The organism is Kocuria sp. LUK (assembly GCF_021012935.1).
GTDB lineage: Bacteria > Actinomycetota > Actinomycetes > Actinomycetales > Micrococcaceae > Kocuria > Kocuria flava.
Map to the genome: position 1 here is coordinate 142,706 of NZ_JAJMZI010000001.1, position 14,528 is coordinate 157,233.

Below are 14,528 nucleotides of genomic sequence, written 5' to 3' on the forward strand. Positions count from 1 at the left end.
ATGCCGCGCAGGACAGACATCGCAAGCGTTCTCGTCATCGGCTCCGGGCCGATCGTCATCGGCCAGGCCGCCGAGTTCGACTACTCCGGCACGCAGGCCCTGCGGGTGCTCAAGGAGGAGGGGATCCGCGTGGTCCTCGTCAACTCCAACCCGGCCACGATCATGACCGACCCCGAGTTCGCCGACGCCACCTACGTCGAGCCCATCACCCCCGAGGTGGTCGAGAAGATCATCGCCAAGGAGCGCCCCGACGCGGTGCTGCCGACCCTGGGCGGGCAGACGGCGCTGAACACGGCGATCGCCCTCGACGCCAACGGGGTGCTCGAGAAGTACGGGGTGGAGCTGATCGGCGCCAACGTCGAGGCGATCAACCTCGGCGAGGACCGGGAGAAGTTCAAGGGCGTCGTGGAGCGCTGCGGCGCGGAGTCGGCCCGGTCGGTGATCGTCCACTCGATGGACGAGGCCCTGGCCGCGGCCGAGGAGCTGGGCTACCCGATGGTCGTGCGCCCGTCCTTCACCATGGGTGGGCTCGGCTCGGGCATGGCCTACGACGAGGCCGACCTGCACCGCATCGCCGGCGCCGGCATCCAGTACAGCCCCACCTCGGAGGTGCTCCTGGAGGAGTCCATCCTCGGCTGGAAGGAGTACGAGCTGGAGATGATGCGCGACCGCAACGACAACGTCGTGGTCGTGTGCTCCATCGAGAACTTCGACCCCGTGGGCGTGCACACCGGCGACTCCATCACGGTGGCCCCGGCCATGACGCTCACCGACCGCGAGTACCAGAAGCTGCGCGACATCGCGATCGCCGTGATCCGCGAGGTCGGCGTCGACACCGGCGGGTGCAACATCCAGTTCGCGATCGAGCCGGACACCGGCCGCGTCGTCGTCATCGAGATGAACCCGCGGGTCTCCCGTTCCTCGGCGCTGGCCTCCAAGGCCACCGGCTTCCCGATCGCCAAGATCGCCACGAAGCTGTCGCTGGGCTACACCCTCGACGAGATCCCCAACGACATCACCCGCAAGACCCCGGCCTCCTTCGAGCCGACGCTGGACTACGTCGTCGTGAAGGTCCCGCGCTTCGCGTTCGAGAAGTTCCCGGCGGCGGACCCCACGCTGACGACCACCATGAAGTCCGTGGGCGAGGCCATGGCCATCGGGCGCAACTTCACCGAGGCCCTGCAGAAGGCCATGCGCTCCCTCGAGCAGAAGGGCTCCTCCTTCTCGTTCGTGCCCCCCGCCCTCGACGACGCCGGCCTGGACCGGCTGGTGGAGGCCGCCCGCACGCCCACGACCGAGCGGATCCAGCAGGTCCAGCAGGCCCTGCTGGCCGGCGCGTCCGTGGAGCGGCTCTACGAGGCCACCGGCATCGACCCCTGGTTCCTCGACCAGCTCGTGCTGCTCAACGAGGTCGCCGGGGCCGTGGCCGCCGACACCGACCTCTCGGCCCGCACCCTGCGCCTGGCCAAGCGCCACGGCTTCTCCGACGAGCAGATCGGGGCCCTCGTCCACCTCGACCCGGCCGTGGTCCGCGGCGTGCGCCACGCCCTGGGCATCCGCCCGGTGTTCAAGACCGTGGACACCTGCGCCGCCGAGTTCGAGGCCTTCACCCCCTACCACTACTCCTCCTACGACGAGGAGTCGGAGATCCGGCCCCACGAGCAGCCCTCGATCATGATCCTCGGCTCCGGGCCGAACCGGATCGGGCAGGGCATCGAGTTCGACTACTCCTGCGTGCACGCCTCCCTCGTGCTGCGTGAGGCCGGCTACGAGACCGTCATGGTCAACTGCAACCCCGAGACCGTCTCCACCGACTACGACATCTCCACCCGGCTGTACTTCGAGCCCCTCACCTTCGAGGACGTGATGGAGGTCGTCGAGGCCGAGCGCCGCTCCGGCGGACTGCTCGGGGTCTTCGTGCAGCTGGGCGGGCAGACCCCGCTCAAGCTCGCCGCCCAGCTCAAGGCCGCCGGCGTGCCCGTGCTCGGCACCACCCCCGAGGCGATCGACCTCGCCGAGGACCGCGGCGAGTTCGCCCGGGTGCTCGGGGAGGCCGGGCTGCGCCAGCCCAAGAACGGCACCGCCTCCACGTTCGCCGAGGCCAAGCGCATCGCCGACGAGATCGGCTACCCGGTGCTCGTGCGCCCCTCCTACGTGCTGGGCGGGCGCGGGATGGAGATCGTCTACGACGAGGCGGCCCTGGCCCGCTACCTCGAGAACGCCACCGAGGTCTCCCCGTCGCGCCCGGCGCTGATCGACAAGTTCCTCGAGGACGCGATCGAGATCGACGTCGACGCCCTCTACGACGGCCACGAGCTCTACGTGGGCGGGATCATGGAGCACCTGGAGGAGGCCGGGATCCACTCCGGGGACTCCGCGTGCACGCTGCCGTCGATCTCCCTGGGCCCCGACGTCGTCGAGCGCGTGCGCGAGGCGACCCTGGCCATCGCCCGCGGGGTCGGGGTGCGCGGGCTGATCAACATCCAGTTCGCCGTCGCCTCCGACCTGCTCCACGTCATCGAGGCCAACCCGCGCGCCTCCCGCACCGTGCCCTTCGTCTCCAAGGCCACGGGGGTGCAGCTGGCCAAGGCCGCGGCGCTGATCGGCACCGGCACCACGATCGCCCGGCTGCGCGAGGAGGGGCGCCTGCCCCTGCGCGCCGACGGCTCGACGCTGCCGGCCTCCGCGCCGGTGGCCGTGAAGGAGGCCGTGCTGCCCTTCGCCCGCTTCCGCACCGCCGAGGGCGCCGTGGTGGACTCCCTGCTCGGGCCCGAGATGCGCTCCACCGGCGAGGTCATGGGCCTGGACAAGTACTTCGACACCGCCTTCGCGAAGGCCCAGGCCGCCGCGAACGTGTCCCTGCCCACCGGCGGGCGGATCTTCGTCTCGGTCGCCAACAAGGACAAGCGCGCCTCGATCGTCTACGTGCGCATGTTCCGCGACCTCGGCTTCGAGGTCCTCGCCACGGCCGGGACCGCGGCCGTGCTGCGGCGCAACGGCATCGACTCGACCGTGGTGCGCAAGATCCGCGAGGCCGCCCCGGGGGAGCGCACCATCGTGGACATGATCACCGACGGGGAGATCGACCTGATCTTCAACACCCCCGCCGGCGGCGCCGCCCGCCACGACGGCTACGAGATCCGCGCCGCGGCCACCAGCGTGGGCGTGCCCATGATGACCACGGTCTCCGTGCTCGGCGCGGCCCTGCAGGCGGTCACCGCCCTGCGCGCCTACTCGTGGGACGTCACCTCCCTGCAGGAGCACGAGCAGCGCCTGGCGGAGCTCACCGCCCGCCCGGCCGAGGTCGTCGGTGCCTGAGCCCGCCCCCGCCCGCGCGCCCTTCGGCGCGCGGCTCGGGGCGGCCATGGACGCCCACGGCCCGCTGTGCGTGGGCGTGGACCCGCACCCGGGCCTGCTCGAGGCGTGGGGCCTGCCGCGCGACGCCGAGGGGCTGCGGCGCTTCGGCGCCGCGGTGCTCGAGGCGGCCGCCGGCCACGCCGCGGCCCTCAAGCCGCAGGTGGCCCTCTACGAGGCCCACGGCTCGGCCGGGATCGCCGCCCTCGAGGAGCTGCTGGCGCTGGCCCGCTCCGCCGGGCTGCTGACGGTGGCCGACGCCAAGCGCGGGGACATCGGCTCCACCATGGAGGCCTACGCGGCCGCCTGGCTGGGGGAGGGCTCCCCCCTCGCGGCCGACGCCGTGACGCTGAGCCCCTACCTGGGCTTCGGCTCGCTGCGCCCGGCCCTCGAGCTGGCCGCGCGCACCGGGCGCGGGACGTTCGTGCTGGCCCTCACCTCCAACCCGGAGGGCCGGGCCGTCCAGCACGCGGGCGCCCCCGGCTCGGTCGCCCGGGGGGTGGTCGAGGCGGCCGCCGCCGAGAACGCCGCCCGCCTGGGCGAGGACGCGACGGGCCCGTCCGGGGGCCCGGCCGGTCGCGCGGGGCTGGGCCCGTGCGGGCTGGTCGTCGGGGCCACCGTCGGCCCCGCGCTCGAGGAGCTGGGCCTCGACCTGCGCGCCGTGCGCGGGCCCCTGCTGGCGCCCGGCTACGGGGCGCAGGGCGCCCGCGCCCAGGACCTGCCGGCCGTCTTCGGCGGCGCCCGCGGGCAGGTGCTCGCGACCTCCAGCCGGGCCATCCTGCGCGAGGGCCCGTCCGTGCCGGCGCTGCGCGAGGCCGTGCGGCGCTCGGCCGGGGAGCTCGCGGAGGCCCTCGGCTGAGCCCCGGGGCGGACGGCACCGCAGGTCACGACGCGGTTCGGATGGTTCCAAATGCATCGTTCCTCATGTAGTTTCGATTGCAAACGGGCGGTCCGTCCTCCGACGGGACGGGGCTGCCGTCCGTGCCGACGAGGAGGAACCACATGGCACTGCGTCCGTTGACCGACGAGGAGCGGGCCGCCGCGCGCGAGAAGGCCACGAGGGCGCGCACCGTGCGCGCGGAGGTCAAGAAGGGCCTGCGCGAGCGCACGCTCACGGTGGCGCAGATCCTGGAGCGGGCGGACCGGGACGAGGCCGTGAGCCGGCTGAAGGTCTCGGACCTGCTGGAGTCCGTGCCCGGGATCGGGCAGGTCCGCTCCGCGGCGATCATGGACGAGATCGGCATCGCGCGCACCCGGCGCCTGCGGGGGCTGGGCGTGCACCAGCGCCGGGCGCTCGTGGAGCACTTCGACCGCTGAGCACCCGCGCCCGCCCCGCCTCGGGGCCCGGCGGGAGCGGGGGCGGGCCCGGACCGGACGGGGCGGCCGCGGCGTGGGCTAGATTTGGGGGGAACCCCACGTCCAGGAGGAGAACCCGTGAGCCCTGCCGCGCCCCGCCCCGCGCGCCCGTCCGTCACCGTGCTCGCCGGCCCCACGGCGGTCGGCAAGGGCACCGTGTCGACCTACGTGCGCGACCACTACCCGCAGGTGTGGCTGTCGGTCTCCGCGACCACCCGCGCCCCCCGCCCCGGGGAGGTCGAGGGCGTGCACTACTACTTCGTCACCGACGAGCAGTTCGACGAGATGGTGCGCGAGGGGCGGATGCTGGAGTGGGCGGTGGTGCACAACTCCCACCGCTACGGCACGCTGCGGCCCACCGTGGAGCGCGCGCTGGACGCCGGGCGCAGCGTCCTGCTGGAGATCGACCTGCAGGGGGCCCGGCAGATCCGCGAGACCATGCCGGAGGCCACCTTCGTCTTCCTGGCCCCGCCCAGCTGGGACGAGATGGTCGCCCGGCTCGTGGGCCGGGGCACCGAGACCCCCGAGGAACAGCGGCGCCGGCTGGAAACCGCTAAACTGGAGCTCGCGGCCGAGCCCGAGTTCGACCACACCGTCGTCAACGACCGGGTCGAGCGCGCCGCCGCCGAACTGGTGCAGCTCATGGGGGCCGACCCCGAGCAGGCATCCTGAACCCCGTCCACCCGTCTGGAGCGAACGCTTGTCATCCCACACCGAAGGCATCATCAACCCGCCGATCGACGCCCTGCTGAAGAAGTCCGACTCCAAGTACGGGCTCGTGATCTTCGGCGCCCGCCGGGCCCGGCAGATCAATGCCTACTACTCCCAGCTGCACGAGGGGCTCTTCGAGTACGTCGGCCCGCTGGTGGACACCCAGCTCAACGAGAAGCCGCTGTCCATCGCCTTCCGCGAGATCGACGAGGGCCTGATCGACGCCCGCCCGGTCGAGCACGCCGGCTTCGCCGAGAACGGTCAGCTCGTGAGCGAGCAGGACGTCGCCGCCGACGTCTTCGGCGCGGACTTCTTCGCCCGCACCGAGGACGAGGACTTCTCCGCCGGGGCCGCGTTCTCCGACGGCGCGAGCGTGGACTTCTCCGCGGGCGCCCCCGAGCCGCTGGGCGACCTGCCCGGCGACGGCACGGAGAACCCCGCCGACGGCGCCGGTGACGCCGCCGACGCCGCCCCGCAGGAGCCGGGCCGGGAGCCCGGGGACCTCCGGGACCAGTGAGCCCCCGGTCCCGGGCGGGGCGCGCGGCGTGAAGGTCGTCCTCGGCATCGGCGGGGGCATCGCCGCCTACAAGGCCGCGCTGCTGCTGCGGCTGTTCACGGAGGCCGGCCACGAGGTCGTGCCGGTGCCCACCGCCGCCGCGCTGCGCTTCGTCGGCGCCCCGACGTGGGAGGCGCTGTCCGGGGTGCCGGTGAGCACCGACGTCTTCGACCGCGTGGACGAGGTCAACCACGTCCACCAGGGCCAGACCGCGGATCTCGTCGTCGTCGCCCCCGCCACCGCCGACCTGCTCGCGCGCGCCGCCCACGGCCACGCCGACGACCTGCTGACCACGACGCTGCTGGCCACCCGCGCCCCGGTGCTGTTCGCCCCGGCCATGCACACCGAGATGTGGCTCAACCCGGCCGTCCAGGCCAACGTGGCGACCCTGCGCGCCCACGGGCACACCGTGCTCGAGCCCGCCGTGGGCCGGCTCACCGGCCCCGACTCGGGCCCGGGGCGGCTGCCCGAGCCCGAGGTGATCCACGACGCCGCCCTGCGCCTGGCCGCCCGGGCCGGCGGCGGGGAGGGCCCCCTGGCCGGGCTGCGGGTGCTCGTCAGCGCCGGGGGCACCCGCGAGCCGCTGGACCCCGTGCGCTTCCTGGGCAACCGCTCCTCCGGGCGCCAGGGCGTGGCGGTCGCCGCCGCCGCCCGCGACGCCGGGGCGGAGGTCGTGCTGGCCGCCGCCCACCTCGAGGTCGCCCCGCCCGCCGGGGTCGAGCTCGTCCACGCCGGCAGCGCCGAGCAGCTGCGGCGCGCCTGCGTGCGCGCCGCCGCCCGCGCCGACGTCGTGGTCATGGCCGCGGCCGTGGCCGACTACCGCCCGGCCCGGGTCGCCGAGGCCAAGATGAAGAAGACCGAGGACGGCTCCGCCCCGGTGCTGGAGCTCGTGCGCAACCCCGACATCCTGCGGGAGCTCGTGGACCTGCGCAACACCGCCCGGCGCCGCCAGCTCGTCGTCGGCTTCGCCGCCGAGACCGGGGAGGCGGGGACCACGCCGGTGGAGTTCGGCCGGCAGAAGCTTGCCCGCAAGGGCTGCGACCTGCTCGCCGTCAACCAGGTCGGGGAGAACCTCGTCTTCGGTCAGGACACCACCGCCCTGACCGTGCTCTCCGCCCGCGGCGGCGGCGAGCAGGTCCTCGAGGGCACGAAGGACGAGGTCGCCCGCGGCCTCGTGGACCGCATCGCGCGGGAGCTCACCGCCGTCCCCGCCGGCTGAGCCGGACCCGCGCGGGCGCTGTGCCGTCCGGGGCGGCGGGTAGTGTGGACTCCCGTGAGCGAGACGACCCAGCACCTGAGACTGTTCACCTCCGAGTCCGTCACGGAGGGCCACCCCGACAAGATCTGCGACCAGATCAGCGACTCCATCCTGGACGAGCTGCTGCGCCAGGACCCGGAGTCCTCGGTGGCCGTCGAGACGATGGTGACCACCGGGCTGGTGCACGTCGCCGGGGAGGTCAAGACCCGCGGCTACGTGGAGATCCCCTCCGTGGTGCGCAAGACGCTGCTCGACATCGGCTACAACTCCTCGGTGCACGGCTTCGACGGCGAGTTCTGCGGGGTGTCCATCAGCGTGGGCGAGCAGTCCCCGGAGATCTACGAGGGCGTCTTCCGGTCCCTCGAGGTGCGCGAGGGACGCGCCGCCGACCCCCGCGACGCCCAGGGCGCCGGGGACCAGGGCATCATGTTCGGCTACGCCTCCAACGAGACGCAGGCGTACATGCCCGCCCCCATCTGGATCGCCCACCGCCTCTCCGAGCAGCTCACCCGCGTGCGCAAGACCGCCGTGCTGCCCGGGCTGCGCCCCGACGGCAAGACCCAGGTCACCCTCGGCTACGACGGCGACCGGCCCGTGAGCGTGGACACCGTGGTCGTCTCCGCCCAGCACGCCGAGGGCTACGACCTGGACCAGCTCGCCTCGGACCTGCGCGCCTCCGTGATCGACCCCGTCCTGGCCGAGACCGGCCTGGACCTGTCGGCCACCGAGATCATCACCAACCCCGCCGGCAACTTCGTGCGCGGGGGTCCCGTGGGCGACGCCGGGCTGACCGGGCGCAAGATCATCGTCGACACCTACGGCGGGATGGCCCGCCACGGCGGCGGCGCCTTCTCCGGCAAGGACCCCTCCAAGGTCGACCGCTCCGCCGCCTACGCGATGCGCTGGGTGGCCAAGAACGTCGTGGCCGCCGGCCTGGCCGACCGCGCCGAGATCCAGGTCGCCTACGCCATCGGGCGCGCCGCGCCCGTGGGCCTCTACGTCGAGACCTTCGGCACCGCCCACGTGGACCCGGTGCGCATCGAGCGGGCCGTGCGCGAGGTCTTCGACCTGCGGCCGCTGGCGATCATCGAGGACCTCGACCTCAAGCGCCCGATCTACGCCCGCACGGCCGCCCACGGCCACTTCGGCCGCGCCGAGGCGGGGTTCACCTGGGAGCGCACCGACCGCGTGGAGGAGCTGCGGTCGGCCGCCGGGGCCTGAGCGTGCCCGGCGAGGAGCACCCGGCCGCCGCGCAGGCCCCGCGGCAGCTGTCCCTCCTCGCGGGCTTCCCGCCGGCCCGGCCCGGGGCCGAGGGCGTGGGCGCCCCGCGCACCGCCGAGCGCGACCCCGTGGCCCGGGTGCTGCTGGACACCCACGTCCCGCACCTGGACCGGGCCTTCGACTACGCCGTGCCCGCCGAGATGGCCGCGACCGCGGTGCCCGGCGCCCGGGTGAAGGTCGGCTTCGGCGGCCAGGAGCTCACCGGCTTCGTGCTCGAGCGCACCGCGGCGACCGAGGTGCGCGGGCGGCTGCAGCCGCTGCGCCGGGTCCTGTCCCCGCTGCCCGTCCTGGCCCCGGCCGTGGCCCGCCTCGCCGAGGACGTCGCGGCCCGCAGCGCCGGCAGCGCGGCCGACGTCGTGCGCCTGGCCGTGCCGCCCCGCGTGGCGCGCGTGGAGAAGGAGGTCGAGCAGCGCCTGGCCGAGGCCCCCGAGCGCTCCACCGGGCTGTCCCCGCAGGCCCCCGGCCCCTCCCACGACGCCGCGTGGGCCGACTACGAGGGCGGGCCCGCCTTCCTGGCCGAGCTCGCCGCCGGCGGCTCCCCGCGCGCCGTGGCCGAGGTGCTGCCCGCCCACCCGGCCCACGACTGGACGGACGTGCTCGCCGCCGCGGTCGGGGCGGCCTGGCGCGCCGGGCGCGGGGCGGTGGCGGTGGTCCCGGACCAGAAGGCCCTGGCCCGTCTCGAGCACGCCGTGGCCGACGAGATCGGCGCCGAGCACCTCGTGCGGCTGCAGGCCGAGGACGGGCCCACCCCCCGCTACCGGGCGTTCCTGGCCGCGGCCACCGGGCAGGTGCGCGTGGTGCTGGGCACGCGCTCGGCCGCCTACGCGCCCGTGGACGAGCTGGGGCTGGTGTGCTGCTGGGACGACGGCGACGAGAACCTCGTCGAGCAGCGGGCCCCCTACCAGCACGTGCGCGACGTGCTGCTGCTGCGCGCCGGGGCCACGGGCTGCGCCGCGCTGCTGGCCGGCCACGCCGTCAGCCCCGAGGCGCAGCGGCTCGTGGCCACCGGCTGGGCCCGGCGGGTGGCCCCGCGGCGGGACGTGCTGCGCGCCTTCATGCCCCGGGTCGTGGCCACCGCCGACTCCTGGCACAGCGCCCGCGACCCGCTCGCGGCCCGGGCCCGGCTGCCCGAGGCCGCCTTCCGCGCCGCCCGGGCCGCCCTCGAGCACGGCCCGGTGCTCGTGCAGGTCGCCCGCGCCGGCTACGCCCCGCACCTGGCCTGCGAGCGCTGCCGGGAGCCCGCCCGGTGCACCGCCTGCGAGGGCCCGCTCGGGGTGCCCTCCGCCCGCGGGGTCCCGCGCTGCGGGTGGTGCGGGCGCTCGGCCCACCGGTGGGCGTGCGCGGCCTGCGGGGGGACCCGGATGCGGCTGGTCGCGGCCGGGGCGCTGCGCACCGCGGAGGAGCTGGGCCGGGCCTTCCCGAAGGTCCCCGTGATCGCCTCCTCGGGGGAGACGGTGCGCGCGGCGGTGGGCTCGGCGCCGGCCCTGGTGGTCGCCACCCCCGGGGCGGAGCCGGTGGCCGAGGGCGGCTACGCGGCCGCGCTGCTGCTGGACGGGGACCGGATGCTGATGCGCCCGGCGCTGCGGGCCGCGGAGCAGGTGCTGCGCCGGTGGTACAACGCGGCGGCCCTGGTGCGCCGGGCCCGCGACGGCGGCGTCGTCGTCGTCACCGCCGGGCACGAGGGCGTGGTCGGGGCGCTCGTGCGCTGGGACCCGTCCGGGCACGCGGAGCGGGAGCTGGCCGAGCGCCACGCCCTGGGCCTGCCCCCGGCGGTGCGCTCGGCGGCGGTGACCGGCCCGGCGGCCGCGGTCGCGGCGTTCCTGGCCGACCTCGAGCTGCCGGGCACCGTGCGCGTGGTGGGACCCACACCGCTGGAGGACGCCCCGCCGGGGGAGGACGCCCCGCACCGGGCGCTGCTGTTCTTCGGCTACGGGCCCGCCGCGGAGGTCACCCGCCGGCTGCGGGCGGCGCGCGCGAAGGCCTCCGCGCTGCGCAAGCACCCCCCGGTGCAGGTGCGCTGCGACGTCACCGACCTGCTCTGAGGCGCCCCGCCGGGGCGGGTGTTGGCGCGCGGGCCCCGGTGTGGTTGGTTGGTGTCCACGGGGCGCGGGCGCGCCCGGGGATCGGAGGCGGTCGTGGGCGACGAGGTCGGCTCCCGCAGCTACACGCGCGAGCAGCGCCGGCGCTACCGGGAGAAGGTCCGGGAGGACCTGGACGTGTTCGAGCGGATGCTGGGCGGGACCGCGTTCGAGTTCGACCGGCCCCTGACGGGCCTGGAGATCGAGCTGAACCTGGTGGACGAGGACCTCGAACCGGCGTTCCGCAACGCCGAGGTCCTGGCGGAGATCGCCGACCCGGAGTACCAGACGGAGCTCGCGCAGTACAACATCGAGCTCAACGTGGCCCCGCGGCCCCTGCCCGGGCGGGCGGCCCTGGAGCTGGAGGAGGACCTGCGGGCCTCGCTCAACGCCGCCGACGCGAAGGCCCGGCGCACGGGGGCCCGGATCGTGGCCATCGGGATCCTGCCCACCCTGCGCCCGGAGCACTACCGGCGGCCGTGGATCAGCGACAACAACCGCTACACCGCGCTCAACGACTCGATCTTCGTGGCCCGCGGCGAGGACATCCGCCTGGAGATCGAGGGGCCCACGGGGGAGCGGGTCTCGACGTGGAGCGACTCCATCGCCCCGGAGTCGGCGTGCACCTCCGTGCAGCTGCACCTGCAGGTCGCCCCGGGCGAGTTCGCCGCGCACTGGAACGCCGCGCAGGCGCTGGCCGCCCCGCAGCTGGCCCTGGGCGCCAACAGCCCGTACTTCTTCGGGCGGCGGCTGCACGCCGAGACCCGCATCGCGCTGTTCACCCAGGCCACGGACACCCGCCCGGTGGAGCTGCGCAACCAGGGGGTGCGCCCGCGGGTGTTCTTCGGGGAGCGGTGGATCACCTCGATCTTCGACCTGTTCGAGGAGAACGTGCGCTACTTCCCCGCGCTGCTGGCCGAGTGCTCCGACGAGGAGCCCGCGGCGGTGCTGCGGGCGGGCTTGGCCCCGGAGCTGTCCGAGCTGCGACTGCACAACGGCACCGTCTACCGGTGGAACCGCCCCGTCTACGACGTCGTGGCCGGGCGCCCGCACCTGCGGGTGGAGAACCGGGTGCTGCCGGCGGGCCCGACGATCGCCGACGTGCTGGCCAACGCCGCGTTCTACTACGGGGCCGGGCGGGTGCTCGCCCGCCAGGAGCGGCCCGTGTGGACGCGGATGAGCTTCGCGGCCTGCGCCGAGAACTTCGACCGGGCGGCCCGGGACGGCCTCGACGCCCGGCTCTACTGGCCCGGCTTCGGTGAGGTCGGCGCCGACGAGCTCGTGCTGCGCCACCTGCTGCCCCTGGCCCGCGAGGGGCTGCGGGACTGGGGGGTCGCCCCGGAGGTGGTCGAGCGCTACCTGGGGATCATCGAGGGCCGGTGCGTGTCCGGGGTCAACGGGGCCGTGTGGCAGACCCGGGCCGTGGCGCACTTCGAGCGCCACGGCGCCGACCGGCCCACCGCTCTGCGCCGGATGCTCGCCGCCTACGCCGGGCACATGGACGGCAACGCCCCGGTGCACACCTGGCCGGTGCCCTGACGGGGGCGCCGGCCGGGCGCGGCCGGCTCACGGCTCGAGGGGCTCCACGTCCTCGGCCCGCTCCGGCACCGCGGGCCCCGCGCCCGTGGCGGGGGGCCGGGCGGGGGTGAGCACGGAGGCGTAGGCGTGCTCGGTGGAGTACCGCAGGAAGGACAGGTGCGCTTCGTAGCGGTCCAGGACGTCGTTGATGACCTGCTGGCGGGTCAGGCCCATGAGGTCGTAGCCCTCGCTGCCGGTCTGGGTGAACACCTCGAGCCGGTAGTAGACGTCGGTCTCCCGCGACATCGGCCGGGCGCCGAGCATCGGCACGGGCGCGCGGACCGCGGCCACCTGGTAGTGGAAGTCCCGGTGGTCGTCCATGTTCACCACCAGGGCGTGCTCGTCGACGCCCGTCCCGGGGTTGGGCGTGGTGCGCAGCTGCGCCCGGTGTCCCAGCGCCTCGAACTCGGCGGCGACCTCGCCCAGAGCCGGGGCGACGACCCGCTCCGCGAACTGGGCCACGGCCCGCTGCGAGGGGTAGGAGCGCAGCCGGGCCAGGCGCTGGCGCCAGGTCTTCTCCGGCACCTGCCCGCCGTGGGCAGCGTCGAAGCGCCGGCGCAGGACCCGGCCCTCGCGCTCGGCGCGCTCCATCCGCAGCACCTTCGAGAACGAGGCCATCACCAGGTAGGCGATGACCGTCACCGGCAGGGCGAAGATCAGCGTCGCGTACTCCATGGTCGTCACCCCGCCGGCCACGAGCATGGCGACGGTGAGCACGGCCGTGAGCAGCGCCCAGAACACGCGCAGCCATTTGGCGCCGTCCTGGGCGGGGTCGGGGATGAACGAGGAGAAGTTGGACATCACCATCGCCCCTGAGTTGGCGCTGGTGAGGTAGAACAGAAGCCCGGAGAGGGTCGCCAGGCCGATCAGGAACGCCGCCCCGGGGAACATCTCCAGCAGCGCGTACCAGCCCTGCTCCGGGCTGTCCACGGCCAGCCGAGCGAACTCTTCGTTGCCGCCGAGGACCTCGTGCATCGCGGAGTTGCCGAAGACGGTGACGACGAAGAAGTCGCACAGCACGGGCGCGGTGATCGCCGCGACCACGAACTCGCGCAGGGTGCGGCCGCGGGAGATGCGGGCCAGGAACAGTCCCACGAACGGGCCCCAGGCCAGCCAGAACGCCCAGAAGAACAGGGTCCACCCGGCCATCCAGTCGGCCCCGCCCTCGGTGTAGGCGAAGGTGCGGAAGGTGCGCTCGGGCAGCGTGAAGACGAACCGCCCGATGTTCTCGACCATGGCGTTGAGCAGGAAAGCGGTCTGCCCGGTGAGCAGGATGTAGAGCAGCATCGCCGCGGCGCTCCACAGGTTGAGCTCCGAGACCAGCCGGATGCCCCGGTCGACCCCGGAGGTGCAGGCGGCCACGGTCATCACGACGGCCACGGCCACGAGCGCGATCTGCAGGGCCAGCCCCTCCGGGAGCCCGAAGAGCCAGGCGAAGCCGACGTTGAGCAGCACCACGCCGATGCCCATCGACGTCGCCACGCCGAAGACCGTGCCGACCAGGGCGAAGACGTCGATGAGGTCCCCGGTGAGCCCGCGCACCCGCTTGCCCAGCAGGGGGTAGAGGGCCGCGCGGATCGACAGCGGCATGCCCCACCGGTAGGCGAAGTAGCCCATGGCCATGCCCAGCAGGGCGTACATGGACCACCCCGCGATCCCGTAGTGGAACATCGTCCACACCACGGCGTCCTGCGCGGCCTCCGCCGAGCGGGGCTGCCCGGTGGGCGGGGCGGCGTACTGGGAAATGGGCCCGGTCACGGAGTAGAAGAGCATGTCGATGCCCACCCCGGCGGCGAAGAGCATCGAGACCCACGTGAACAGCTTGTACTGCGGGCGGGAGTGGTCCGGGCCCAGCCGGACGCCGCCCTCCTTGGACAGCGCCACCCACAGCACGAAGAGGATCACCAGCGTCACGGTCAGGACGTAGAACCAGCCGAGGTTGGTGGCGATCCAGGAGACCACGGACTGCATGGTGGCCGCCGCCGACGCCGGGGCCGCCATGGCCCACAGCGAGAACGCGAGGATGATCAGGGAGGAGGCGACGAACACCCGCCAGTTGACCCGGGGACCCCGGTCCTCGGCCAGCTCGGCCGGACCCTTGCTCAGCTCGGTGCTGGAGATCGGCGGGAGCTCGTCGTCCGGCACGCGCGGGCGGCGGCGGACCGCCGCGCCGAAGCGCTCGCGGGCCACCAGGGCCGGGGAGGTCTCGCCGTGGGGGCGCTGGTCGTCGTCTTCCGTGCTCACGCAGGGGTCCTTCGCTCGGGGACAGGGGCCGGGCCGCGCGCCGGCGCCGTGCTGGCCCGGATCATGAGGGGAAGGGCTGCCGCTGCCGGGGGTGCCGGGGCGCGACCAACCG

General features: G+C 74.6%; 10 protein-coding genes. 9 read left to right on the top strand and 1 reads right to left on the bottom strand.

Translation table 11 applies throughout. The features are described 5' to 3' along the window. From carB to LQU92_RS00705, 9 genes are all read left to right on the top strand, one after another. Positions 1–3,318 (top strand): carbamoyl-phosphate synthase large subunit, encoded by a 3,318-nt coding sequence (gene carB / locus LQU92_RS00665; RefSeq protein WP_230659769.1) that lies wholly within the window; start codon positions 1–3, stop codon positions 3,316–3,318. Then, positions 3,311–4,213: an orotidine-5'-phosphate decarboxylase gene (gene pyrF / locus LQU92_RS00670; protein WP_308071559.1), complete on the top strand. Its 903-nt coding sequence runs from the start codon at positions 3,311–3,313 to the stop codon at positions 4,211–4,213. Before carB ends, pyrF begins: the two co-directional genes overlap by 8 nt. A gap of 143 nt (positions 4,214–4,356) precedes the next feature. Next, positions 4,357–4,671 carry an integration host factor, actinobacterial type gene (gene mihF / locus LQU92_RS00675; protein ID WP_058858913.1) on the top strand — a complete coding sequence of 105 codons (315 nt, stop codon included), beginning with the start codon at positions 4,357–4,359 and terminating at the stop codon, positions 4,669–4,671. Between the two features lie 117 nt (positions 4,672–4,788). Then, positions 4,789–5,382 carry a guanylate kinase gene (gene gmk, locus LQU92_RS00680; RefSeq protein WP_101852245.1) on the top strand — a complete coding sequence of 198 codons (594 nt, stop codon included), beginning with the start codon at positions 4,789–4,791 and terminating at the stop codon, positions 5,380–5,382. Positions 5,383–5,410: 28 nt separating this feature from the next. Continuing rightward, on the top strand, positions 5,411–5,938 hold the full coding sequence (rpoZ, locus tag LQU92_RS00685) for a DNA-directed RNA polymerase subunit omega (protein ID WP_230659772.1): 528 nt from the start codon (positions 5,411–5,413) through the stop codon (positions 5,936–5,938). Positions 5,939–5,966: 28 nt separating this feature from the next. Further along, positions 5,967–7,196, top strand: a complete 1,230-nt coding sequence (coaBC, locus tag LQU92_RS00690) for a bifunctional phosphopantothenoylcysteine decarboxylase/phosphopantothenate--cysteine ligase CoaBC (protein ID WP_230659775.1) — start codon at positions 5,967–5,969, stop codon at positions 7,194–7,196. A gap of 54 nt (positions 7,197–7,250) precedes the next feature. Next, a complete protein-coding gene (metK, locus tag LQU92_RS00695) occupies positions 7,251–8,456 on the top strand; it encodes a methionine adenosyltransferase (RefSeq protein WP_230659778.1) in 1,206 nt (401 codons plus the stop codon). Between the two features lie 2 nt (positions 8,457–8,458). Next, positions 8,459–10,558, top strand: a complete 2,100-nt coding sequence (locus tag LQU92_RS00700) for a primosomal protein N' (RefSeq protein WP_230659781.1) — start codon at positions 8,459–8,461, stop codon at positions 10,556–10,558. Positions 10,559–10,651: 93 nt separating this feature from the next. Next, the gene (locus LQU92_RS00705) at positions 10,652–12,133 is read left to right on the top strand and encodes a glutamate--cysteine ligase (protein WP_230659784.1); all 1,482 of its coding nucleotides are present in this window, start codon (positions 10,652–10,654) and stop codon (positions 12,131–12,133) included. A 27-nt stretch (positions 12,134–12,160) separates the two neighbouring features. Here the strand turns inward: LQU92_RS00705 and betT are convergent, their stop codons facing one another. After that, positions 12,161–14,416 carry a choline BCCT transporter BetT gene (gene betT, locus LQU92_RS00710; protein WP_230659787.1) on the bottom strand — a complete coding sequence of 752 codons (2,256 nt, stop codon included), beginning with the start codon at positions 14,414–14,416 and terminating at the stop codon, positions 12,161–12,163. Positions 14,417–14,528 lie beyond the last annotated feature (112 nt).